A 23,823-nucleotide genomic window follows, 5' to 3' on the forward strand; every position below is an offset into this window, starting at 1 on the left:
TTGCCCGATCAAGGAGGCGTATTCTACATCGAATCACCACCTTGTCAACCGTTTATTTTGATGCCGGCTCAGAACCGGGAAACTATCAATAAAATCAAACAGTTGTCGTCCGATTTGTGACCCGCCTCAGTGGCGTGTCCCTCGAACGAGATGCGCATTCTACAGAGCCACGCGCATGTGTCAACGGTTCTCTTTACTTTTTTACAGGAACCGGCAATTTCGNCATGTGTCAACGGTTCTCTTTACTTTTTTACAGGAACCGGCAATTTCGAGTCAGAAATCGGACTTCACCGACCCTGCTGCCCGACTGGCTTTCTCCCTTGCCTCGGCAATCGAGCCGCCCGTCGCTAGCGCAACACCCATTCTGCGGCGCCCCTTGAGTTCGGGCTTCCCAAACAGTCGTAAATAAGTATCCGGTTCAGCCAATGCGTTTTCAAGCCCGGTGTAGGAGACCGTTTCCGAATTTCCCTCTGGAAGGATAACCGCCGACGCTGACGGTCCCTGCTGGCGTATTACCGGTATCGGGAGACCCAGTATTGCACGGGCATGCAGTGCAAATTCAGAAAGGTCCTGAGAAACCAGCGTTACAAGACCGGTGTCATGGGGGCGCGGAGAGACTTCAGAAAACCATACCTGATCATCTCTTATAAACAGCTCAACACCATAGACCCCATAACCCCCCAAATCGGAAACGACGGCTTCTGCAATCTCCCTTGAGCGTTCAAGAGCTTTTTCGCTCATTGGTTGCGGCTGCCAGGATTCGCGATAATCCCCGTCTTCCTGGCGATGCCCGATTGGGTCGCAGAAGGTAATACCACCCCGGTGTTTGACCGTAAGCAGGGTTATTTCATACTCGAAGTCGACAAACCCTTCGATGATCACCCGGCCCTTGCCCGCACGGCCACCTGTCTGGGCATATTCCCAGGCGGATTCGATATCGGCGGGGGTCTTTACCGTGCTCTGCCCCTTGCCGGACGAACTCATGACAGGCTTGACCACCAGCGGAAGACCGATTGCTCCCACCGCGACCAGATAATCATCCTTGGATCCTGCAAAACGATAGGGCGACGTGGGAAGCCCCAGCTCTTCAGCCGCCAGGCGACGGATACCTTCCCGGTTCATGGTAAGGTTCACAGCCCTGGCGGTCGGAATCACGCGATAGCCTTCATCTTCCAGCCTGACCAGTTCAGGGGTGGCGATAGCCTCGATTTCTGGCACGATGAGGTTGGGTCGTTCCCGCTCAATAATGTCGCGGAGTGCAGCCCCATCGAGCATATCCACGACGTGACTTCGATGGGCCACCTGCATGGCGGGCGCGTTGGCGTAGCGGTCTATGGCAACAACCTCTACCCCCAATCGCTGAAGCTCGATAACCACTTCTTTCCCGAGTTCGCCGGAACCGCAAAGAAGAACCCTATAGGCATTATCCGTGAGTGGCGTTCCGATCCTGACGGCGTCAGGTGCACCCTTTTCCGACATGGGTTCTGGTCCTTTGGTTAAGTGTTGACCACTGGTTGGCCGTTACGTGTTGACAGATACCTGACATCACAGCATCAGCTTTTCTTCGCGCTGGGCAACTTTTTCCAGCACTGCTTGACGCTCGTCATCACTAAGCCGTGGCCACTGCATTATTTCATCACCGGTGCGCTGGCATCCGATACAAACCTCGTTTTCATCCAGTGCACAAATGCTGATGCAGGGGGATGAAACCCGGTCTTTGCGGCTCATTGCACTGGCTCACAGGGTTTAAGAAGCTCCAGGTAGCTGGCAGCGTTCTTTACATAATGGGCAGCGCTCATCTCCAGCATTGTCCTCTGATTGTCACTGAGCTCACGTTTTATCTTGCCCGGGGAGCCGATTACCATGGACCCGTCAGGCACCTCCATACCCTCCGGTATCAGGGCATTGGCGCCAATCAGGCAATGCTTACCGATTTTGGCGCCATTCAGCACCACCGCATTGATGCCGATCAGCGAATAGTCGCCTATCTCACAGCCATGCAGCATCGCCTTGTGACCGACCGTAACCCCTTTACCAAGTGTCAGGGGAAGCCCGGGATCAGTGTGCAGAACAGAACCGTCCTGAACATTACTCTCCGGTCCCACGGTAATCAGTTCGTTATCACCACGAATAACCACATTAAACCAGACACTGGCCTTGTCCATCAGCTTGACGCTGCCAACGACCGTTGCATTGTCAGCGACGAACTGGCCACTTCCTTCCAATTCAGGTTTTCGGTCACCCAGCTCATAAAACATGTCAGCCTCCTTGAGGGGGTTCGAGAAGATCAATACCGGCATCGTAGACGGCGTTCAGAAAATCAACCAATACGACAGCGGACAATCCCCAGATCTGATACCGGCCCCAGCGATAACAGGGCACGTAAAACGTATTGTTGAGAAAATTCAACGGGTCGGTGCGATGGCGTTTGTCTTCCAGGAAGAACTCAACGGGCACCCTGAATATGCTCTCGATTTCAGCAGGGTTTGCAGTCAGGGGGTGATCGCCGGGTATGACACCAACGTAAGGAGTAACGAGGATCTGGTGCAGCGACATCACCTGACTTAGCGGCGCAATCAACTGAACCTGTTCCGGCGGTAATCCGATTTCCTCATGGGTTTCTCGCAAGGCGGTGGCGGCAATGGACGCATCTTCAGGGTCACGCCGGCCCCCGGGGAAAGACACCTGGCCCCGATGAGTACTAAGGTTTGCAGACCTGAGGGTAAAAACGATTTCAGGATTGCCATGGTCATCGGTCACCGGAACCAACACGCCGGCTTCGGGATAATCAAGCGTCAATAAACGGGGCACATAACCTGACAGGCGTTCGGTAAGAAGATCACGCAAAACATGGCTCCGTTTTTTGCATCTGACTATTGAATGAGACGCTGGCAGCACCGATAGTTACCTCTGCCAACACACACTTGCCCAGTATACGGTGAAACGAATGAAATACTGCAGTACCTGCGGCCATCCTGTCGAACAGCGCGTTCCGGAAGGAGACAATCGTCACCGTTATGTATGCACAAGCTGCGAGACCATACATTATCAGAATCCCCGTATTGTGGCGGGTACAGTCCCGATCTGGCAGGGACAGGTTCTGTTGTGCCGAAGAGCAATCGAACCACGCTATGGTTACTGGACCCTGCCCGCGGGATTTATGGAAAACTCGGAGACCACCCTTGAAGCCGCTACCCGTGAAACCCGGGAAGAAGCTCTCGCCGAAGTCACCGTGGACAATCTCTACACCATTATCCACGTTCCCCATATTGACCAGGTTCACATGTTCTACCGGGCTACCCTGACCAGCGAGAGCTTTGGTGCAGGCGAAGAATCGCTGGAAACCAGATTGTTTGCCCTGGAGGACATTCCCTGGGATGAGCTGTCGTTTCCAACCGTTCGTCGCACCCTGGAGCTTTATCTCGAGGACGTGCAGAACGAGCACTTCCCCGTACACGTGGACGACATACGCTACCGCATGAAGCCCTCGGGGCAGTAGATTCTATAAATCCTCCATGCGGAACACTTCGTAAGCCGGCTCTTCGTAGGGATGGGAGGTTTTCAGCGCCTGAACCGCCGCCCGAATCACCTCATCCCTGCAAACCAGCTCTACCCGAAACTCCTCGACCTGCTCTACTTCACCCGTTTTACCAAGGTAAGGACTGCTTCCATCAAGCGGGCGAAACTGACCTTGCCCCTTACATTGCCACGCACAGCAATCGTAGTCTCCAACGCGGCCGGCGCCTGATTCGAACAGGGCGGTTTTGGTGATCTCGAGATGACTTTCCGGGACGAAATAACACATTTTGTACATAGCAGTCAGCTCCCTTTCAAGACGCTCATCAGGATTGATAATCCCATTCCACTTTGGCCGATGCGCATATTATATGTACAGATTAAGCAGTTAGATAGTTACCCACAGAATCTGTGGATAACTCTGGGGAAAGATTTTGGGAACAAGCCCTCACCCCCTGTAATTACTGCACTTCCGTTAAATTGGCGACAAATTCACCTACTTAATTAAATCTATATTTATCAGTAAGTTAAACGTCTCGAACAAAAAATGAGCCTGAAACCAATGCTTTGTTCAAGGAACGCACAGCAAGGCTCGCAAAATGTGCATAAACCATTTTAGTCAAGGGGATTTTCGCACTTATAAACAAAAATTTCCCTTGAAAACCGGTAAACTTTCAAGCGCCGGAAATGGAAAAGCCGGCTCCGGATAAAAACACCTCTTCGGTGTATCCGGGCCGGCTTTGTCTATCCCGGTAACGGCTTAAACGAACCAACGTCTCGAATTACGGAACATGCGCATCCATGGAGCATCCTCTCCCCACTCTCTCGGGTGCCAGGAGTGCTGAGAGGTGCGGAAAACTCTCTCAGGGTGCGGCATCATGATGGTAACCCGACCATCCCTTGTGGTAACACCGGTGATACCTGCCTCGGACCCATTGGGGTTGTAGGGGTAGCGCGTGGTGACCTCTCCGCGGTTATCAACGTAACGCAGCGCAACAAGCTCACTGTCGCTCAGTTGGTCAGCCGAAACGCCGGAGGCAAACTCAACCCTGCCCTCACCGTGGGCAACCGCTATTGGCATTCTGGACCCCGCCATGCCCTCCATGAACGCGGACGGAGACGGCATTACCTCGGCCATCACCAGCCTGGCTTCAAACTGTTCCGATTGGTTGCGAACAAACCTTGGCCAGCCCTCACTGCCGGGAATCAACTCGTGCAGGTTGGACAGCATCTGACAGCCATTACAGACGCCCAGGGCCAGCGTATCCTGGCGATTGAAGAAAGCAGCAAACTGGTCACGGACGCGGTCACTGAACAGTATGGACTTGGCCCACCCTTCCCCGGCACCCAGCACATCACCATAGGAGAAGCCGCCACAGGCCACCAGGCTACTGAAGCCCTCCAGCGAGACCCTGCCCGACAGGAGGTCGCTCATATGCACATCGACAGACTCGAATCCTGCACGGTCAAAGGCCGCTGCCATTTCGACCTGGCCATTCACACCCTGCTCCCGCAATACCGCAATCTTTGGTCGTGCTCCCGAGTTGATGTAGGGAGCAGAGATATTCTCACCGACGTCAAAAGTCAGTTTGGCATGGAGGCCGGGATCATCGGCGTCCAGGAGGTTATCAAATTCCTCCTGCGCACAGTCAGCGTTATCACGCAGCGACTGAACACGGTAACTGGTTTCAGCCCACAGCCGCTGCAACTCAGCGCGCGACCGGTTCACAACCTCATTACCCTCGAAGGTGTAGCGAATACAGTCGTCATGGTTGAGGGTGCCGACGACGGACGTATGATCGCCAAGACCAGCGGCGGAGAATTGTTGCAGCACAAAACCGATGTCCTCGCGCCGAACCTGAATAACCGCCCCAAGCTCCTCGTTGAAAAGCTCGCGCGGAAACTGGGACGAATCCTCGGCCAGTCCATCCAGTTTGATATCAATGCCGCAGCGCGCCGCGAAACTCATCTCCGCCAGGGTCACGAACAGACCGCCATCGGAGCGATCATGATATGCCAGCAACTTGCCGTCTTCGTTCAAGCCCTGGATAACCGCGAAAAAGGCCTTGATATCTTCCGGGTCATCCAGATCCGGTGCCACTGCCCCCATCTGCCGGTATACCTGCGCCAGGGCAGAGCCGCCCAGGCGATTCTGGCCGGCTGCAAGATCAATCAGAATCAGATCAGTCTCCCCGGCATCGATAGCCAGTTGCGGCGTCAAAGTCCTGTCGACATCGGTGACCGGCGCGAAACCGCTGATAATCAGCGACAGGGGCGAGGTCACACTCTTCTGCTCAGGACTGTCACCATCCTCTTCCCAAACGGTCTTCATGGACATCGAGTCCTTGCCCACCGGAATGGTGATACCCAATGCCGGGCAAAGCTCCATACCGACAGCCCGAACCGTCTCGTAAAGGTTTTCATCCTCGCCAGGATGGCCTGCCGCCGCCATCCAGTTGGCCGACAAGCGGATATCGGACAATTTGGCAATGGGCGCCGCGGCCAGGTTGGTAATCACCTCACCAACAGCCATGCGCCCCGATGCCGGTGCATCAATGACCGCAACCGGCGTGCGTTCACCCATGGCCATGGCTTCGCCGGATTTCACATCAAACGATGATGAAGTAACCGCCACATCACTGACCGGCACCTGCCAGGGGCCGGCCATCTGATCCCGCGCCACCAGCCCTGTGATTGTGCGATCACCAATAGTAATCAGGAAACTCTTCGAGCCCACGGATGGCAGGCGCAGAACACGACCGATTGCCTCCTGGAGATCGATTTTGGTGGAATCGAAAATAGGCTTGGTGAATGAAGAGCGGGATACGCTCCGATGCATCCTGGGGGGCTTGCCGAAAAGCACGTCCATTGGAAGGTCAACCGGGCGGTCATCGAAGTAGGAGTCACCAAGCTCGAGATGATGCGCCTCGGTAGCTTCACCGATCACGGCATAAGGGCAACGCTCACGACGGCACAGGGCATCAAACTGCTCCAGGTTCTCCGGCGCAACCGCCATCACATAGCGCTCCTGGGATTCATTGCACCAGATTTCCAGGGGCGACATGCCGGGCTCGTCGCTGGGGATATCCCGCAGCTCGAAGCGACCACCACGCCCACCGTCCTTCACCAGCTCCGGCATGGCATTGGACAGCCCGCCCGCGCCCACATCGTGGATAAAGCAGATGGGGTTGTCGTCCCCCATTTGCCAGCAGCGGTCAATCACTTCCTGGCAGCGGCGTTCCATTTCAGGGTTGTCTCGCTGAACTGAGGCAAAATCCAGGTTTTCATTACTGGAGCCGGAGTCCATGGAAGATGCCGCGCCCCCACCAAGACCGATCAGCATGGACGGTCCTCCCAGGACAATCAGCCTGGCACCCACCGGGATATTACCCTTCTCTACATGATCGGCGCGGATATTACCCAGACCACCTGCGATCATGATGGGCTTGTGATAACCCCGGACTTCCTTTCCGGCTGCTCCCGACACTGATTCCTCGAACGTCCGGAAATATCCGGTCAGGTTCGGCCGCCCGAATTCGTTATTGAAGGCTGCTCCGCCAATGGGGCCTTCAATCATGATATCCAGAGGCGACGCAATTCTCTCAGGCTTACCGTAATCTGACTCCCAGGGCTGCGGATCACCCGGCAGGTTAAGGTTGGAAACCGTAAACCCGCTCAGGCCGGCCTTGGGTTTGGAACCACGGCCGGTTGCTCCCTCGTCGCGGATCTCCCCGCCGGAACCGGTTGCTGCACCGGCAGCGGGTGCAATGGCTGTAGGGTGGTTATGAGTTTCCACCTTCATCAGAATGTGGATGTCTTCTTGGTGGTAGCCATACACACCGGATTGCGGATCCGGGAAGAAACGGCCACCACGGCTGCCGGCGATGACCGACGCGTTGTCCTTATAGGCAGACAACACACCTTCGCTGTTCATTTCGAAGGTATTCCTAATCATGTCGAACAGCGATTTTTCCTGTCCCTCGCCATCAATATCCCAGGAGGCGTTGAAAATCTTGTGCCGGCAGTGCTCCGAGTTGGCCTGGGCAAACATCATCAGCTCAACGTCGGTTGGGTCCCGCTCAAGATCCGAGAAAGACGTCACCAGGTAATCAATCTCGTCTTCCGCCAGCGCCAGACCAAGTGAACGGTTGGCGTCCACCAGAGCCTGCCGCCCCCCCGAGAGCACCGGAATGCGATTAAGAGTACGAGGCTCATCGGTGTGGAACAGCAATTCCGCCCCGCCCATCTCGTGGAACACTTTCTGGGTCATGCGATCGTGGAGTAGTGCCGCAATTTTCTCTCTTTGCGCCAGCCCGAGCTTCCGACTTGCCTTGACGTAGTAGGCCGTGCCGCGCTCAATCCGCCTGATCTGCCTTAACCCGCAGTTGCGTGCTATGTCCGTGGCCTTGCTCGACCAGGGCGAGAGGGTACCGGGGCGCGGGACAACCAGAAACAGCACGCCATCCGGGTCCTCAGCCGGAACGCTGGGCCCGTATGTCAGCAGCCGATCGAGTACCGCCTGATCGGATTCGGACAGCGGAGACTCAAGATCCGTGAAGTGCATGAACTCCGCATACACATGCTCCACTTCGGGAGCAATCTCCTGAATGCGGGTATGTAGCTTGCGGGAACGGAAAGGCGAAAGCGCAGGAGCGCCGCGAAGTTCAAGCATGATCGAAACCTGTACGCGCGAAACTGGGAGCCGGGGCATGCCGCCTGGTCGCCGGAGCGTCCGGTGACAGGCTGATGCTGGCCATTCGAAAGGCCGCAATGATACTCGAAACGGGGTTCGGGATACAGCGTCAAAACGTCACGGCCAGGCCCCTGGATTTAACATTTTTTTGCATATTAAATGATCACTTTGATTGACCGTCCACCGCCGACCGGGGATTATTAAGAGCGGGACAGGGAGCTCAGAATTTGCAAACAGTCGATTACCAACCGTTGCTTCGGAGCCTGACAAGGCTCACTTGCATGCTTGCCATTGCGCTTGTCACTGTGGGGTGCTCGAGGCCCAGCACCCTCCAGGAGATCCGCTCAGAGGGTGTGTTGCACGTCATTACGCGCAACGCGCCTTCTGTTTATTACGAAGGCCGCAATGGCCCCACCGGTTACGACTACGAACTGGTCCGGCTGTTTGCGGACGACTTGGGCGTCGAACTTAAGGTGCGTGTGGCGGACGACAATACCGGCGTGCTTTCTGTTATTGACCAGGACTATGCCCATATCGGGCTGGCCGGCTTGGCTGACCGCCCGGATTTCGCCGACCGATACCACAAGGTCGCCAACGGACTTAAGGCGGATTCTGTTGTGGTATACAACCGCGATACAAACCGCCCCGATTCGGTCAAAGACCTTGAAGGCCAGACCCTCCACCTTGTTGCAGACAGCAACCACGAACATCAGCTGAAGCAACTGCAATCGCAGAATGAGAGCCTGCAATGGAAAGTCCATTCAGGACTTGACGCAGCGGGCATACTGGCGCGGGTGGAGTCCGGAGAATACCCGCTGGCCATCGTCTCCTCCAACGAGCTCGATCTCAACCATGTATTCTTCCCGATGGTCAAAAGCGCGTTCAGTCTGGACGACACGGCAGATCTTGTATGGCTGTTTCCCGCAGAGCAGGATCAGACACTGGCAAAGGCGGCAGAGAGTTTCATCAGCGAGCTGAGGGAAAGTGGCGCACTGGCCCAGATTTCCGAGCGATTTTACGGCCACCTGGACCGCCTGAACTACGTGGGTGCCAGAACTTTCACACACCACGTGGAAAACCGCCTGCCAAAGTACGAGAGTCTTTTCAGAGACTATGCTTCCTCCTACGACCTCGACTGGCGATTACTCGCCGCCATTGGCTACCAGGAATCCCACTGGCGGCCGAACGCAGTGTCGCCTACCGGGGTGCGGGGGCTCATGATGTTGACTCGCGCAACGGCCAATCACATTGGTATCAAGAATCGGCTTGACGTTGAACAGAGCATCCAGGGCGGGGCCAAATACCTCACCATGGTTCACCGCAAGGTCCCGGAGCGCATCCCTGAACCTGACCGCACCTGGTTTGCGCTGGCCTCCTACAATGTTGGCTGGGGCCACGTGGAAGATGCCCGCAGGCTGACCCAGGGCGCCGGCAAGGATCCGGACCGGTGGATGGACGTCAAGGAATTCCTGCCTTTGCTGGCGCAGAAGGAGTGGTATTCGAAAACGCGTTTTGGCTATGCCCGTGGCCATGAACCGGTCATCTATGTGCAGAATATCCGCCGATATTACGACGTGCTGGCGTGGATGACAGAGCCGAAAGAAATTGCTGAAACCCCTGACAAGCCATGGTTCAAGGATCTTGAAGGCATGGAAAAGATCATTCGTCCCAGCGACGCCGCATCGCAACATGAAACCCGGGCAAGCCTGCCGAGTGAACTGGGGCTGGTCCCCCCCACGCTATAGTCGCCGCTCAAGCGCTGACTCGACCTGATCGGAAGCAAATCCTCTTCTTGCCAGAAACCGTGCCTGGCGCATTTTTTCTTCCCAGTTTTCGCTGATATCGCCAAGGCCAAACCGTTTCTCCCTCAACAGGACGGCTCGCTCCACCCATTCCGCGTCGGTCACCTCCCGTACGCACTCCGGTGTTGTGTGAACCCCCCGTTGCTGGAGCTCTGCCAGTATCCTTAGCGCCCCGTAGCCAAGATCCATCCGCTGGCGCGCGTAGACATCAGCAAACCGCTCGTCGCTCAGCCAGCCTTCCGCCTCGTAGTCGTCCAGAATCCGGTCGATAAGGTCTGACTCGAACTTTCTCTGCCTGAGTTTCAGGGACAGCTCCAGGCGACTGTGTTCCCTGCGAGCCAAGAGCCGCAACGCAGCAGAGCGAGCCCGGTATTCCTGATCGTCCGGATTTGATGCTTTTCCCATTCTGACTCTTCCCGCAAATGCCGACAAAACGCTAGACTAGTGCCCCGATTGGCTACCCACTCGATACAGCTGCCCGGTAACACCGGGGCAACCGGCTGCAGTACCCGGCATCCGGAACACCGGAAAAAGCCGATGTTCGGTGCAGGCTTACTTTGCCCACACCGGGAACTGGTTTCAATATCAAAGGATTATCCCATGGCTGCATTCATCCAGAAACTGTTCAGAACTCGTAAGGCAAACAGGCCAGCTCCTGCTCCGGTTCGACCGGAACCCACGGCTGAAGACCTGGACAGGGTGAGCAAGGCGGATGACAAGCGAGAGCAGCAAATCAATGAGCTCAAAGCAGCTCCTTCCGGCGAGCAGCTCGAGGAACTGGCAACCGGCGGCGTAACTGCAGGCATTCGTATTGAAGCCGCTGCGGCATTGACCGATAAGGCAACGCTGCAAAGAGTGCAGAAACTCGCCAAGGGAAAGGACAAGAGCGTCTACCAGGCCGTGCGCCAGAAGCTGCAAGAGATCCGGGATCAGGAAGAACAGCAGCAGAAACTGGCCGAAACCATACAGACACTTGTTCGCAATGCCACCGAACAGGCACGCAGTGACGATACCAAACTGTTTGAACCACGCCTCGAGGCACTGCTGCGGAAATGGGAACAGGTCGAGTCCCGGGCTTCCCAGAAGCAGACCACCGAATTCTTGCAGGCCGCCCATCAGTGCCGTGAACGGCTCCGGGAAATGCAGGCGGAGAAAGAGCAGCTCCTGCAACAACAGGAACAACGGAGCCAGCGAGCAGAAACCCTGTCCCTGCTGGAAAACACGCTTGAGGCACTGAAACAGCAGGATCCCGACCAGGAGTCCTCCCTGGCCTCTCTGGACGCTCTGCAGAAAACCCAGGAAAACCGTTGGCTGGAAGCGACCCGGGATACCCAGGTCGACAGGCAGGAGCAAAAATCCTACGAGAATCTGATGCAGTCACTGCGGGGGTACATATCCGCGGTCAAGCGCCTGGGCCAGCACCGGGAGGATATCACTGCCTTGCAGAACCCCGCAGACGGCGAGCCCGATGACGAAACCAGCGCCAGCAAGGCCAAAGCGATACTCGACGTGGTTGAGTGGCCGAAGGAGTTCCGGCGCCCCTCCATGCTGGAGGCCCTTTACCGCATCGCTGGCAAGCCCCGCCCGGTAAACACCCAAAAACCGGACACAGAAGAACAGAAACAACTGGCCGAGACCCTTGGCCAAACATTGGACAAGCTGGAGTTGGCCCTGGAAGCCAAACAGCTGAAGGACTCACGGCAGCTGTTCAAGGTCGCCCAACAACAACTGAAAGCCCTGGACCACCGCCACAGCAAACCTTTGCAGGCCAGGGTCCAGCTGCTGGGTGGACAGCTGCGGGAACTGACCGACTGGCAGGGATTTGCCACCCTACCGAAACAGATTTCCCTGTGTGAGCAGATGGAATACCTGGCAAACCAGCCGATTGAACCGGAAGCCAAGGCTGAAAGAATCAAGGAACTGCAGGGCGAATGGCGTGAGCTTGGCGGCTCATCGGACCGCGAGCTGTGGTCGCGTTTCAAGCAGGCCTCTGACCTGGCCTATGAGCCCTGCAAGGCCTATTTCACGGCAAAGTCCGGCCTGAAAAAAGCGAACCTGGAAACCCGGGCGACAATCTGCGAGCAACTGCGCACCTTCCTCGACAACGCAGACTGGCAGGCCATCGACTGGAAAGCCGCCGAACGTATTCATCAAACCGCCCGGGAAGAGTGGAAGGCGGCCTGGCCGGTAGAGTTCCGCGACAACCGGCCAGTACAAAAACAGTTTGACGCTCTGCTCAAGCAGTTGGAAGCGCCCCTTGAGGGAGAACGCAAGAAAAACGAAGCGCTCAAACAGGCGATTGTCGAACGGGCGGAAGCTCTGGTCGAACATGAACCTCTTGGCGAGGCCATGAATCAGGCCAAAGCCCTGCAAAATGAGTGGACCAGCATCGGCATCACCCGCCACCGCGAGGACAGAAAGCTCTGGCAGGCATTCCGTAACGCCTGCGACCGGATTTTTGCGCGGCGGGATGCCCAGAAGCATGAACAGGTACAACTTGCCCAGGAAGCGGATACAAAGGCCGAACCTGTTCTTGCAGGCAGTAAATCGTTGGGCGCTGATGCCAGCTTGGAGACACTGCAGGCTACCTTGGCAGAGCTCAATGCCCTCAAGAGCGAGCCTCTGTCAGCCGTTGCCAGGGAACAGGTCAGCAACGAACGCAACCGACTCTCGGGGCTGGCCTCCAACCGCAAACTGCAGGAGCAGATCGAGACCTGGAAGCACTGGATTACCGCCAAAACCACCAGCACTCTGGACGGTGCAGCATTGCCCGGCCACTGGCCGGAACTCGCCACAGATCTGGGGCAACCGGACCCGTTAGAATTGGTCATCCGGGCGGAAATACTGGCGGAAGTTCCTTCCCCCGACGAAGATCAGAGCCGTCGAATGGAAATACAGGTGCAGCGCCTCACAGAAGGGATGGGCAATGCCGCCGGTGAGGACGACAGGTTACGGCAACTTGAGATGCTGATTTCAAACTGGTGCCTGGTTCAGCCGGTGGACGTCGTGAGCGAGCCTCTGGCCCAGCGTCTTGGCCAAGCCCTGGAGGCTGCGCTGGCACCTCAGGGCTAGCCGTCCTGCTATTGGAACCTCACGAAGAAAGTCCCTGACCCCCGGTGGTGGTCAGGGACTGATACCTCCCAGAAGGTACCATGACCGGCGTGAGCAATTTCGCCAATGGGATTGGCAGCGCGCGTCATTACGCATCCTACCGGCAAACCGTTATGGTTAGCCCTTTGAAATGCCATCCCTGAGTCAAAGACCAATAGAGGACAGGAAATGACCACCGAAGCCTATATCTTCGATGCCGTTCGCACTCCGCGTGGGCGCGGCAAGAAAGACGGTTCCCTGCACAGTGTCAAACCCATCACGCTACTGATCACGGTGCTCAAGGCATTGCAGGAGAGAAACAGCCTGGACACCGCACAGGTTGACGATATCGTCATGGGCTGCGTAACTGCCGTTGGTGATCAGGGTGCGGACATTGCCAAAACCGCTGCGTTGGCCGCTGACTGGGATGACGTAGTCGCCGGCGTAACCCTCAACCGCTTCTGTGCCTCTGGCCTTGAAGCTGTCAACCTCGCGGCCATGAAAGTCCGCTCCGGATGGGAAGACCTTGTCGTTGCCGGCGGCGTCGAAGCCATGTCGCGGGTACCAATGGGTTCTGATGGCGGCGCCTGGGCCACTGATCCGGCCACCAACCTGCACACCGGTTTCATGCCCCAGGGCATCGGCGCAGACCTGATCGCCACCCTGGAAGGCTTCAGCCGCGAAGATGTGGACAGCTTTGCCGTAAAATCCCAGCAAAAAGCTGCCAATGCCTGGGAGCAGGGTTACTTTGCCAAGTCGATCATCCCCATCACCGACCAGAACGGCGTGATGATCCTGGACCGCGACGAACAGGTTCGCGCCAACACTACCGTGGAATCCCTGTCCGCCCTGAAGCCCTCATTCCAGATGATGGGTGAAATGGGTTTCGACGGTGTCGCCCGGGAAAAATACCATTACGTGGAGAAGATCAACCACGTACACCACGCCGGCAACTCCTCGGGTATTGTGGACGGCGCTACGGCAATGCTGATTGGGAGCGAAGCCAAAGGCAAAGCCATGGGACTCAGACCCCGCGCCCGCATCCTGGCGACCGCGGTCACCAGTACCGACCCCACCATCATGCTCACAGGCCCTGCCCCGGCTGCGCGCAAGGCGTTGGATAAAGCCGGCATGACAGCAGACCAGATCGACCTGTTTGAAGTAAATGAAGCCTTTGCTTCAGTGGTCATGCGCTTCCAGAAGGAACTGTCGGTTCCCGACGAGAAAGTGAACGTTAACGGCGGCGCTATTGCCATGGGGCACCCTCTGGGCGCCACCGGTGCGATGATCCTGGGCACCCTGCTCGACGAACTGGAGCGGAGAGAATTGCGCTACGGCCTGGCCACCCTGTGTGTGGGTGGCGGAATGGGTATTGCCACCATCATCGAGCGCGTCTGAGCCGACTACTGATTCTGAGAGGAGAACCGAATATGAGCGCCATCCACTATGACCTGGGTTCAGACCAGATTCTGACCCTGACCATCGACATGCCCGGCCAGTCCGCCAACACCATGAACGCCGACTTCCGTGCGGCCCTGACCGAGACCGTGGGCAAGGTCAGAAATGATCTCGGCAGGATTCGCGGCATTATCATCACCTCTGCCAAGAAAACCTTTTTCGCCGGTGGTGATCTGAAAGAGCTCTTCAAAGTCACCCGCGAAGACGCCGGCGCCTTTGAAAGCATGGTCAACGGCATGAAAGCCGAGATGCGTGCCCTGGAAACCACCGGCAAACCCATTGTGGCAGCCATTAACGGATCGGCCCTGGGCGGCGGCCTGGAAATCTGCCTGGCATGCCATCACCGGGTAGTGATGGACGACGACAGAATCCAGCTGGGCCTGCCAGAAGTCACTCTGGGCCTGTTGCCCGGCGGTGGCGGCACCCAACGCCTGCCCCGGATGATCGGACTTGAGGCCGCTTTCCCGTACCTGATGGAAGGCAAGAAAGTAAATCCGAGGGCCGCACTCAAGGCGGGGATCATCGATGAACTGGCATCGTCCAGCGACGACCTGATGGGCAAGGCCCGGGCCTTTATTGAAGCCAATCCGAAAAGCCAGCAGCCCTGGGACCAGAAAGGCTTCAAATTCCCCGGCGGCGCGCCCCATCATCCGGCCATGGCCCAGAAGCTTGCCATTGCCCCGGCCATGCTCAAACAGAAGACCAAAGGCTGCTACCCGGCTCCGGAGCGCATCCTGTCGGCCGCCGTGGAAGGCGCCCAGGTGGACTTCGACAACGGTAGCCTGATCGAAACCCGCTATTTCGCGGAGCTGACCATCGGCCAGGTCGCCAAGAACATGACCGGCACCTTCTGGTTTCAGCTCAACGCCGTTAACGCGGGCGAAAGCCGCCTCGAAGGTGTAGACAAAGCAACCTTCCGCAAAGTGGGTGTTCTCGGGGCCGGCATGATGGGCGCTGGCATCGCCTATTCCACTGCCACCCGCGGTATCGAGGTGGTGCTCAAGGATGTGTCCACGGAAAATGCGGAGAAAGGCAAAGCCTATTCAGAAAAACTGCTGGCGAAAAAAGTCAGCCGCGGCCGCATGACCGAGGAGCAGAAAACCGAGGTGCTAAACCGCATCAAGGCCACCGGCTCGGCTGACGATCTTGAAGGGTGCGATCTCGTTATCGAGGCCGTTTTCGAAGACAGCGAGCTGAAAGCGAAGGTGACTCAGGAAGCGGAAGCGAAGCTGGTGAAAAATGGCATCTTTGCGTCCAACACCTCCACCATTCCAATTACACAACTGGCGGAAGCCTCAGCCGCACCGGACAATTTCATTGGCCTGCACTTCTTCTCCCCGGTGGATAAGATGCAACTGGTGGAAATCATCGTAGGCGCCAAGACCTCTGATGAAACCCTGGCCCGCGCCTTTGATTATGTGCAGCAGATCGGCAAGATTCCCATCGTGGTGAACGACAGCCGCGGTTTCTTCACATCTCGCGTATTCGGTACCTTCGTGAATGAGGGCATCGCCATGCTGGGCGAAGGCATTCACCCGGCCAGCATCGAAAACGCCGGGGTCCTGGCTGGCATGCCGGTGGGGCCGCTGGCAATTTCGGACGAGGTCAGCATGACACTGATGCAGCACATTCGTGACCAGAGCAGAAAAGACACCGAAGCGGCGGGTAAAACCTGGCAAGCCCACCCGGCTGAGGCGGTCATTGACCAGATGGTTGGCAGCCATAACCGCAAAGGCAAAGCCGCGGGCGCCGGATTCTATGAATACCCGGAATCCGGCAAAAAACACCTGTGGCCGGAGCTGGAAAACCTGTTTGTCGATCAGAAAAAAGCGAGGTCAACAGAACTTCAGGATCTGAAAGATCGCATTCTTTTCATCCAGGCGATCGAAACCGTTCGCTGCCTGGAAGAAGGTGTTCTCAGGACCGTTGAAGACGCCAATATTGGCAGCATTTTCGGTATCGGATTTGCGCCCTGGACCGGCGGCGCCGTCCAATTCATCAACCAATACGGTATAAGGGCCTTCGCAGAACGGGCTGAAAATCTCGCAGAGCGCTTCGGTGAGCGCTTCACACCGCCGGCTCTGTTACTGGAGAAGGCAGAAACCAATACCAGCTTCAGCTGACCCTGCCTGCACGGGCCGGAGCCACCCGCGCTCCGGCCCGTGGCTTCTCCTGCCTGTGCCACTCCGCTTACGAACCTGACGATTTCATGGACAGATTGTCACGAACCGATACTTCAACGCTATGGCAACCGCACCTGCGCTTGCCTACAATAAATTCATGAGCCATTCCGGCGATATCTGCTGATCCCCTTATCGCCACCCACCGTCAGGTAACGAAGCCTATGAGCATCGCGGAAAGATTTATCAACCGTTGCAGCAGCTACGGGAAAGAAGGCAAGGCCGGCAGACAGGCAGCCTTCCTGACCCTGATGCTGGCTCTCACCCTGCCTGTGTCCGCCAATGTGGACACAGACAAAGCCTACGAGCCTGTCTCCCCGACGGTAGAGCAGGCCAGGGCGAACATATTGATTGCGCGGCAGCTACAGTTCACCCACTTTCGCGACATGAGCATCAACGATTCCCTGTCGGGAGAGGTATTCGATGCCTATCTTGCCTACCTTGATGGCCAGCGTGTCTACCTGACGAGGAAAGACATCGAGAACCTGAATGCCGTGCGTATGGGGCTTGGCTCGGCCCTGAAAACCGGTCAGCTTCAGCCGGGGTTCGATATCTACAACCTGGTGCAACAGCGGATAATTCAGCGCCTTGAGTTCGCCCTGGGGCTGGTCGATGAGGGTATCGACAAGCTTGATCTCGAAGCTGATGAGAGCATTCTTCTGGACCGGTCCGAGGCAGAATGGGAAGCTGACCGTGAAGCACTGGACGCGCTTTGGGTAAAAAGAGTCAAAAATGCAGTGCTGGCCCAGCGCCTCAACGGCACCGACGATGAGGCTATCGAGGACGCCCTGCGTCGTCGCTATGAAGGCCAGTTAAAGCGCGCCTACCAGGCCCGCAGTGAGGATGCTTTCCAGGCCTACATGAATGCCTTTGCCGGAATGTGGGACCCGCATACATCCTATTTTTCACCGCGCACCTCCGAGAACTTCAATATCAACATGAGCCTCTCGCTTGAGGGAATCGGCGCAGTGCTGCAGTCCGATAACGAGTACACCAAGGTGGTTCGCCTGGTTCCGGGCGGGCCTGCATCCAAGCAGGGACAGCTTGAACCTGCGGACCGTATTGTGTCGGTCAAGCAGGAAGATGAGAACAAGGCTGTCAACGTGATCGGCTGGCGCCTTGACGAAGTCGTCGACCTGATCCGTGGCCCCCGCGAGTCCACGGTAACCCTGGAAGTCATTCCCGCCGATGCCCCGGATGAAACCGTGACCGAGACCATTGCCATCAAACGTGACAAGGTGAAGCTGGAAGAGCAAAGCGCCAGTAAGGAAGTCATCGAGTTTGAAAGGGGTAATGAAACCTTCCAGATCGGCGTGATCCACATCCCCACCTTCTACGCCGACTTCCAGGCAATGCAGAACGGTGACCCGAACTACAAAAGCACAACCCGCGATGTCCGTAAGCTGATTGATGAGCTCAAGGATGAGGGCGTTGACGGCGTGGTGATGGATCTTCGCAATAATGGTGGCGGCGCTCTCCACGAGGCCAATGACCTGGTAGGCCTGTTCATCGAGAAAGGGCCGACGGTCCAGATCCGTAACTCGAACAACGATGTACAGGTTCTCAACGATGAGGATCCCTCGGTGGCCTACGATGGCCCGCTGGTAGTGCTGGTCAATCGCATGAGCGCGTCCGCATCAGAAATCTTTGCCGGCGCCATCCAGGATTACGGGCGTGGCCTGGTTGTGGGCTCACAGACCTTTGGCAAGGGGACGGTGCAGGCTGTACGCCCCCTCAACCATGGCCAGTTGAAAATCACCCAGAGTAAGTTCTACCGGGTTTCCGGGGGGTCTACGCAACACAAGGGCGTAATTCCCGATATCGAGATCCCTTCGCGGGTCGACAAGACCCGAATCGGCGAGGATGCACTGGACCATGCCCTGCCCTGGGACCAGATCGAGGCGGTACCCCATACCCGCTACTTTGACTTCAGTACCGTGATTGACGAGTTGCGCACCCGCCACGACGACCGGTTTGAAGATAATCCGGAATTTCAGCTGCTGCAAAAAGAGATCGAATTTCTCAAACAGCAACGCAAGCAGACATCGGTAAGCCTGAATATCGACGACCGCAAGGAATACCAGTCGCAGATTGAGCGCACGCGGCTCAGTATTGCCAATTCCCGTCGTCAGATTCACGGTGGAGACACCTTCGACAGCCTGGAAGAACTGGACGAATGGCAGGATCAGCAGGCAGCCGACCTGGACAATACCGAGGAGGAACTGGACTTCATTGTTCACGAGGGTGGCAACATCATGGCTGACATGCTGGAACTGGATCAACGGATGGCGTCCATTCTGAACCTGAAACAGATAACCGCTCACGCCCAGGCACGTTGAGCGGCCTCAATTCCTCCGTGGACGGACGTTAGCCATGACTGACAGGGAAGAAGACAGGAACAGGGCGCGGCTGCTGGAAGGGATGCTAATGGACGCCATGCATGCCATGAGGTCCATGGAGGAGGTGGAACACGTCCAGGGTGCAAAGGACCTTGAGGAAAACAAGGGCCCGGAATCACTCATCGACCGCATCGCCGGCTTTACCGGATCCGCGCTGCGTTTTGCCGCCAAATCCACGGACACCTCTCGCAAAGTCGGCCGCGCCTTGATGAACTCCCAGGATCAGCTTCGCATGATGCTGGCGGCTGGCAACTCCCTGAAAGATATCCGCGAGGTCGCCGGGCTGACCCGGGCGGAAATGAGCGAAGCCCTGAACCTGAAAGACAAATCGGTTCTCGAAGCCATCGAAAATGGCACCACCACCCTGTCTTTCGAACTGATCTTGCGTCTGGCAGCACTGATAGCCCGCAACGACCCGATTCCGTTCATCCTTCGCACTACCCGTAATTACAATCCGGAAGTCTGGCGAATTCTTAACGACTGGGGCGTCGGCCGCCTGCCACTGCAATTCGAGCGCGAACGCCAGTTCATCAACATTTTCCGCAGCCACGATGACGCCCGCACCCTCTCCGACGAGGGATTCCAGAAGGTCCTGGAGTTCACTCGCCAGAGCTTTGAGATGTCACTGCATTTCATCGAAAAGCAGGAACAGGAAATGGCAGAGCTGAGGGCAAAGAAGGACGACTCAGCGGAATAGCGACCGCATGCCGGTAAGATTGGGAGTGCTGACAACCCCTTTCTCAGTCACAATTACATCAATCAGGCTGGCCGGCGTTACATCAAAAACCGGGTTGAACACTTTCACGCCGGCCGGTGCGATCGACATGCCTCTGACCTGCCTCAGTTCCGAGCCCTCCCGCTCCTCAATGGGAATATCCTTACCGGACTCCAGCGACATATCCACGGTGCTCGACGGTGCAACCACCATAAACCCGACTTTGTGGTGCCGGGCCAGCACCGCAAGGCTGTAGGTGCCGATCTTGTTGGCAACATCACCGTTGGCGGTAATGCGGTCGGCACCGACAATCACCCAGCGCACTTTGCCGGCGGCCATGATGGCAGCGGCGGCGCCGTCTGCATTCAGGGTGACAGGGATACCGTCCCGCGACAGTTCCCAGGCGGTCAATCTGCTGCCCTGGAGCCAGGGGCGGGTTTCGTCTGCATAGACGTCCTTCAGTAGTTTCGCTTCGTGGAGGCGGCGGATCACGCCCAGCGCCGTACCGTAACCACCGGTGGCGAGGGCGCCGGTATTGCAGTGGGTTAACACAGAAAACGGCTTTTCCGCAGCCATGTGTTCAAGGGCATTATCCGCCATGGCCAGATTAGCGGCCAGATCCTCTTCATGTATACGAACGGCCGTTGTGGCAAGCCGTTTGACGGCTTCATCAAGGGAATGGCAGCAGGCGAATTCACGCTCCATTTCCTGAAGCGCCCAGAACAGATTCACCGCCGTGGGCCTGGCAGCGGCCAACTCGCGAATAGCCTGCTTGATTTCGGCTTTCCAGTCACCGCCCCCGGCATGTCGGGCAGCCAACGCCACCCCGTAAGCGGCGCTGATGCCAATAGCCGGAGCACCCCGTACAACCATATCCCGGATACATTGGGCAACCCCGGAGGCGCCCTCCAGCGTAATCCAGTGCTCCTCATCCGGCAGTAGACGCTGATCCAGCAGTTCGAGACTGCCGCCATGCCAGCGTATGGCCACAGTTCCGATCGAACGCTCACCAGATGAAACAGAGTTTTTGCTCATTCAGTCACTCCAGACAGATTTCAAAACGCCAGTATACCCGCGATAAGGCTCCAAACTCAGCCCCCAGGGTAGTTCTCGGGCCGGGTGGTCGCTATACTTTCGGGCTACATTCTTCGGCGGCACCGACAGTTTCCGGGTCGCCCGGCCAGGGCAGGGTAAATGACGGCAGACACGATAACCGCAGCAGATATCCGTATCAACGCACGCTGGCTTATCCCGATGGAGCCTGCCAACGTGGTTCTGGATCACCAGGCGGTGCTCATCCAGGGCGAGCGGATAGCTGCGGTGGTCTCCCAGGAAGAAGCCGATGTCCACTTTCGCGCCAAGGAAACCATCGATCTGCCCGATCATGTGCTCCTCCCCGGCCTGATCAACATGCATGGCCATGCCGCAATGTCCCTTTTCCGCGGCATGGCGGACGACCTGCCATTGATGACCTGGCTGAACGATCACATCTGGCCCGCCGAAGGTGCCTTTGTCAGCGAATCCTTCATTGCCGATGGTACCCAGTTGGCGATGGCGGAAATGCTGCGCACCGGCACCACCACTTTTTCCGACATGTATTTCTTTCCGGAAGTTGTGGCCCAGCTTGCCAGGGATGCCGGCATGCGTGCCCAGGTGTGCTTCCCCCTGCTGGACTTCCCGACACCATGGGGCTCCGGGCCCGAGGAATACCTTGCCAAGGGCGAGGAGTTCATCCGCCAGTGGCAGGATGATCCCTTTATCATGCCGGCCATCGGCCCCCATGCCCCATATACGGTATCCGACGACCCCCTGACAAAAGCAGTGGCGCTGTCCAGTGCCACCGGCACGTCGATCCAGATCCATCTGCATGAAACCGCCTTTGAGGTGGCCGATGCCCTGGACAGATCCGGCCAGCGGCCCATCGCGAGAATGGCAGAGCTGGGCGTACTGGGGTCCACGACCCAGTGCGTTCACATGACCCAGATTGATGAGTCGGATATCGAGTTGCTGAAAGCTACCGGCGCTCAGGTCATTCATTGCCCCGAGTCCAATCTCAAGCTGGCCAGTGGCCTGAGCCCGGTGCAGAAATTCCGTGAAGCGGGCATCAATGTTGCCATTGGCACTGATGGTGCCGCCAGTAATAATGATCTCGACCTGTTCGGCGAGCTCGGTACCGCGGCCATGTTGGCCAAGGTGGTAGCCGATGATGCCGCCGCACTGTCTGCCCATGAAGCGCTGGCAATGGCCACCATCCGGGGCGCACAGGCACTGGGCCGCGCCCATGAGCTGGGCTCACTGGAATCCGGCAAACTGGCAGATATCATTGCCGTGGACCTGAGCGATCCTTTTTTGCAGCCGGTTTACGATCCGGCCTCGCACCTTGTTTACAGCAATCAGGGCCGCCAGGTAACTCACAGCTGGATTAACGGTGTACCCCAGGTGCAGGAAGGCCGGCTGACCCGTATTGACGTACCAGATCTGATGCTGCGTGTGCGGGGCTGGTCAGACCGCATTCGCGAGCAGCAAACCAGCTGACACCGATTTTTCTCTTATCAGGCAGAGCCACCTATGAGCAACCAGAACGTAGACCACAATGAGATCGCGAAATTCGAGGCACTGGCCAGCCGCTGGTGGGACCCCACAAGCGAATTCCGCCCACTGCATGATATCAACCCCCTGCGCCTGAACTACATCGACGAACGCGCGCCCCTTGCCGGCAAACGGGCTCTGGATGTGGGTTGCGGCGGCGGCCTGCTGTCTGAAGGCATGGCGCAGCGGGGTGCCCACATAACCGGAATAGACATGGGTGAGGCACCCCTGGCCGTGGCCAGGCTCCATGGCATGGAGAGCGGTATCAAGGTGGATTACCGCCAGATTACCGTGGAGGAACTGGCAAAAGAGCCGGACCATGCAGGTCAGTACGACGTAGTCACCTGCCTGGAAGTTCTGGAGCACGTGCCGGACCCGTCCTCCGTAATCAAGGCCTGCGCCGCCATGCTGAAACCCGGCGGCCACCTGTTCGTGTCCACCATCAACCGCAACCCCAAGTCGTTTCTGTTCGCCATTGTCGGTGCTGAATACGTACTCAGGCTGCTACCCAGGGGCACCCACGAATGGCGCAAGTTCATTCGCCCCTCGGAGATGTCTGATCATCTGCGTCACGCCGGGCTGGACATCCGCGAACTGACCGGCATGACCTACAACCCGATCACCAAGGTCTACCGGCTGGGCCGGGATGTGGATGTCAATTACATGATGCATGCCATGGATACACGCGAGGAAACGGACCTGTCGTGACATCCTCAGCAGCTCTGTCGGCACCGTCCACGGTCCTGTTCGATCTGGACGGAACGCTGATTGACACCGCGCCTGATTTCATTCGCTGCCTCAACGAACTTCGACGGGCCCACGGCCTGCCAGAGCTGCCGGCGCCCCATATCCGGCGCTCTGTATCCAACGGTGCCCGGGCCATGATCCGGGTGGGTTTTGGCCTGGAACCGGATCATCCGGATTACCCGGAAAAACACACGGCGTTTCTCGACCTTTATGAAGCCGGCGTGGCCGTGGAGACAACCCTCTTCGAGGGCGTGGACAGCATTCTGAAAAGCCTGGAAGCCCGTGGTATTCCCTGGGGCATCGTCACCAACAAACCGGTACGTTTTGCGGCACCGCTGATTCAAGCCCTGGGCCTGGCGGAGCGCTGCTCGACACTGGTCTGCCCGGATCACGTGGTCAACCGGAAACCCCATCCGGAAGCAATACTGCTGGCCTGCCGGGAAGTGGGAGCCGACCCGGGCACCGGCGTCTATGTCGGTGACCACGAGCGAGACATCGAGGCCGGACGCAACGCGGGTATGAAAACCATTGCCGTTCGTTACGGTTATATCGAACAGCCAGAGACGGTTGACCTGTGGCAAGCTGACATTGTGGCCGACACCGTCGGCGACCTGGCAAAACTGTTACAATAGAG

18 protein-coding genes are annotated in these 23,823 nt (G+C 57.4%); 10 read left to right on the forward strand and 8 right to left on the reverse strand.

Features of this window, described 5'->3' with window-relative positions:
* Positions 1 to 273: 273 nt before the first annotated feature.
* From purT to DIT71_RS17120, 4 genes are all read right to left on the reverse strand, one after another.
* Positions 274 to 1,479 carry a formate-dependent phosphoribosylglycinamide formyltransferase gene (gene purT / locus DIT71_RS17105; protein ID WP_114614451.1) on the reverse strand — a complete coding sequence of 402 codons (1,206 nt, stop codon included), beginning with the start codon at positions 1,477 to 1,479 and terminating at the stop codon, positions 274 to 276.
* Positions 1,480 to 1,545: 66 nt separating this feature from the next.
* The gene (locus DIT71_RS17110; protein ID WP_114614452.1) at positions 1,546 to 1,728 is read right to left on the reverse strand and encodes a DUF1289 domain-containing protein; all 183 of its coding nucleotides are present in this window, start codon (positions 1,726 to 1,728) and stop codon (positions 1,546 to 1,548) included.
* Positions 1,725 to 2,258, reverse strand: coding sequence for a gamma carbonic anhydrase family protein (locus DIT71_RS17115; protein WP_114614453.1), 534 nt, complete (start codon positions 2,256 to 2,258; stop codon positions 1,725 to 1,727). The genes DIT71_RS17110 and DIT71_RS17115 overlap by 4 nt, the downstream gene beginning before the upstream one ends.
* Position 2,259: 1 nt before the next feature.
* Positions 2,260 to 2,847 (reverse strand): NUDIX hydrolase, encoded by a 588-nt coding sequence (locus DIT71_RS17120; RefSeq protein ID WP_114614454.1) that lies wholly within the window; start codon positions 2,845 to 2,847, stop codon positions 2,260 to 2,262.
* Positions 2,848 to 2,947: 100 nt separating this feature from the next.
* On the opposite strand from DIT71_RS17120, the gene DIT71_RS17125 reads away from it, so the two are divergent.
* Positions 2,948 to 3,499, forward strand: coding sequence for an NUDIX hydrolase (locus DIT71_RS17125; RefSeq protein ID WP_114614455.1), 552 nt, complete (start codon positions 2,948 to 2,950; stop codon positions 3,497 to 3,499).
* Between the two features lie 3 nt (positions 3,500 to 3,502).
* Here the strand turns inward: DIT71_RS17125 and DIT71_RS17130 are convergent, their stop codons facing one another.
* Positions 3,503 to 3,814 carry an NGG1p interacting factor NIF3 gene (locus DIT71_RS17130; RefSeq protein WP_114614456.1) on the reverse strand — a complete coding sequence of 104 codons (312 nt, stop codon included), beginning with the start codon at positions 3,812 to 3,814 and terminating at the stop codon, positions 3,503 to 3,505.
* Positions 3,815 to 4,276: 462 nt separating this feature from the next.
* Positions 4,277 to 8,188, reverse strand: coding sequence for a phosphoribosylformylglycinamidine synthase (gene purL / locus DIT71_RS17135; RefSeq protein WP_114614457.1), 3,912 nt, complete (start codon positions 8,186 to 8,188; stop codon positions 4,277 to 4,279).
* A 302-nt stretch (positions 8,189 to 8,490) separates the two neighbouring features.
* Here purL and mltF point away from each other — a divergent pair, with 302 nt between their 5' ends.
* A complete protein-coding gene (mltF, locus tag DIT71_RS17140) occupies positions 8,491 to 9,954 on the forward strand; it encodes a membrane-bound lytic murein transglycosylase MltF (RefSeq protein ID WP_114614458.1) in 1,464 nt (487 codons plus the stop codon).
* Here the strand turns inward: mltF and DIT71_RS17145 are convergent.
* Positions 9,949 to 10,416 (reverse strand): regulatory protein RecX, encoded by a 468-nt coding sequence (locus DIT71_RS17145; RefSeq protein ID WP_114614459.1) that lies wholly within the window; start codon positions 10,414 to 10,416, stop codon positions 9,949 to 9,951. The genes mltF and DIT71_RS17145 overlap by 6 nt on opposite strands.
* Positions 10,417 to 10,611: 195 nt before the next feature.
* Here DIT71_RS17145 and DIT71_RS17150 point away from each other — a divergent pair, with 195 nt between their 5' ends.
* From DIT71_RS17150 to DIT71_RS17170, 5 genes are all read left to right on the forward strand, one after another.
* Entirely contained in the window at positions 10,612 to 13,083 is a 2,472-nt protein-coding gene (locus DIT71_RS17150) for a DUF349 domain-containing protein (RefSeq protein ID WP_114614460.1), read from the forward strand.
* A 207-nt stretch (positions 13,084 to 13,290) separates the two neighbouring features.
* Positions 13,291 to 14,499 carry an acetyl-CoA C-acetyltransferase gene (locus DIT71_RS17155; protein ID WP_114614461.1) on the forward strand — a complete coding sequence of 403 codons (1,209 nt, stop codon included), beginning with the start codon at positions 13,291 to 13,293 and terminating at the stop codon, positions 14,497 to 14,499.
* Positions 14,500 to 14,531: 32 nt separating this feature from the next.
* Positions 14,532 to 16,682 carry a 3-hydroxyacyl-CoA dehydrogenase NAD-binding domain-containing protein gene (locus DIT71_RS17160; RefSeq protein WP_114614462.1) on the forward strand — a complete coding sequence of 717 codons (2,151 nt, stop codon included), beginning with the start codon at positions 14,532 to 14,534 and terminating at the stop codon, positions 16,680 to 16,682.
* Positions 16,683 to 16,903: 221 nt separating this feature from the next.
* Positions 16,904 to 19,078, forward strand: a complete 2,175-nt coding sequence (locus DIT71_RS17165) for a carboxy terminal-processing peptidase (protein ID WP_114614463.1) — start codon at positions 16,904 to 16,906, stop codon at positions 19,076 to 19,078.
* 34 nt (positions 19,079 to 19,112) lie between these two features.
* Entirely contained in the window at positions 19,113 to 19,835 is a 723-nt protein-coding gene (locus DIT71_RS17170; RefSeq protein WP_114614464.1) for a helix-turn-helix transcriptional regulator, read from the forward strand.
* Here the strand turns inward: DIT71_RS17170 and mtnA are convergent.
* Positions 19,824 to 20,888: an S-methyl-5-thioribose-1-phosphate isomerase gene (gene mtnA, locus DIT71_RS17175; protein WP_114614465.1), complete on the reverse strand. Its 1,065-nt coding sequence runs from the start codon at positions 20,886 to 20,888 to the stop codon at positions 19,824 to 19,826. The genes DIT71_RS17170 and mtnA overlap by 12 nt on opposite strands.
* 159 nt (positions 20,889 to 21,047) lie before the next feature.
* On the opposite strand from mtnA, the gene DIT71_RS17180 reads away from it, so the two are divergent.
* Genes DIT71_RS17180 through DIT71_RS17190 form a run of 3 tightly spaced genes read left to right on the forward strand, consistent with a single transcriptional unit; the run spans position 21,048 to position 23,821 of the window.
* Positions 21,048 to 22,388, forward strand: a complete 1,341-nt coding sequence (locus DIT71_RS17180; RefSeq protein ID WP_114614466.1) for a TRZ/ATZ family hydrolase — start codon at positions 21,048 to 21,050, stop codon at positions 22,386 to 22,388.
* A gap of 33 nt (positions 22,389 to 22,421) precedes the next feature.
* Positions 22,422 to 23,150, forward strand: a complete 729-nt coding sequence (gene ubiG, locus DIT71_RS17185; protein ID WP_114614467.1) for a bifunctional 2-polyprenyl-6-hydroxyphenol methylase/3-demethylubiquinol 3-O-methyltransferase UbiG — start codon at positions 22,422 to 22,424, stop codon at positions 23,148 to 23,150.
* Positions 23,147 to 23,821, forward strand: coding sequence for an HAD family hydrolase (locus tag DIT71_RS17190; protein WP_227538192.1), 675 nt, complete (start codon positions 23,147 to 23,149; stop codon positions 23,819 to 23,821). Before ubiG ends, DIT71_RS17190 begins: the two co-directional genes overlap by 4 nt.
* The last annotated feature ends 2 nt before the right edge of the window (positions 23,822 to 23,823 follow it).

Source organism: Marinobacter vulgaris (assembly GCF_003344045.1).
Classification (GTDB): domain Bacteria; phylum Pseudomonadota; class Gammaproteobacteria; order Pseudomonadales; family Oleiphilaceae; genus Marinobacter; species Marinobacter vulgaris.

What these genes read in the sequence shown, in the direction of transcription:
- DIT71_RS17130 (WP_114614456.1), bottom strand. Translation starts at nt 3,814, where the DNA reads ATGTACAAAATGTGTTATTTCGTCCCGGAAAGTCATCTCGAGATCACC.
- DIT71_RS17170 (WP_114614464.1), top strand. Translation starts at nt 19,113, where the DNA reads ATGACTGACAGGGAAGAAGACAGGAACAGGGCGCGGCTGCTGGAAGGG.
- DIT71_RS17110 (WP_114614452.1), bottom strand. Translation starts at nt 1,728, where the DNA reads ATGAGCCGCAAAGACCGGGTTTCATCCCCCTGCATCAGCATTTGTGCA.
- purT (WP_114614451.1), bottom strand. Translation starts at nt 1,479, where the DNA reads ATGTCGGAAAAGGGTGCACCTGACGCCGTCAGGATCGGAACGCCACTC.
- DIT71_RS17145 (WP_114614459.1), bottom strand. Translation starts at nt 10,416, where the DNA reads ATGGGAAAAGCATCAAATCCGGACGATCAGGAATACCGGGCTCGCTCT.
- mtnA (WP_114614465.1), bottom strand. Translation starts at nt 20,888, where the DNA reads ATGAGCAAAAACTCTGTTTCATCTGGTGAGCGTTCGATCGGAACTGTG.
- DIT71_RS17155 (WP_114614461.1), top strand. Translation starts at nt 13,291, where the DNA reads ATGACCACCGAAGCCTATATCTTCGATGCCGTTCGCACTCCGCGTGGG.
- ubiG (WP_114614467.1), top strand. Translation starts at nt 22,422, where the DNA reads ATGAGCAACCAGAACGTAGACCACAATGAGATCGCGAAATTCGAGGCA.
- DIT71_RS17150 (WP_114614460.1), top strand. Translation starts at nt 10,612, where the DNA reads ATGGCTGCATTCATCCAGAAACTGTTCAGAACTCGTAAGGCAAACAGG.
- mltF (WP_114614458.1), top strand. Translation starts at nt 8,491, where the DNA reads ATGCTTGCCATTGCGCTTGTCACTGTGGGGTGCTCGAGGCCCAGCACC.
- DIT71_RS17160 (WP_114614462.1), top strand. Translation starts at nt 14,532, where the DNA reads ATGAGCGCCATCCACTATGACCTGGGTTCAGACCAGATTCTGACCCTG.
- DIT71_RS17115 (WP_114614453.1), bottom strand. Translation starts at nt 2,258, where the DNA reads ATGTTTTATGAGCTGGGTGACCGAAAACCTGAATTGGAAGGAAGTGGC.
- DIT71_RS17180 (WP_114614466.1), top strand. Translation starts at nt 21,048, where the DNA reads ATGACGGCAGACACGATAACCGCAGCAGATATCCGTATCAACGCACGC.
- DIT71_RS17125 (WP_114614455.1), top strand. Translation starts at nt 2,948, where the DNA reads ATGAAATACTGCAGTACCTGCGGCCATCCTGTCGAACAGCGCGTTCCG.
- DIT71_RS17165 (WP_114614463.1), top strand. Translation starts at nt 16,904, where the DNA reads ATGAGCATCGCGGAAAGATTTATCAACCGTTGCAGCAGCTACGGGAAA.
- purL (WP_114614457.1), bottom strand. Translation starts at nt 8,188, where the DNA reads ATGCTTGAACTTCGCGGCGCTCCTGCGCTTTCGCCTTTCCGTTCCCGC.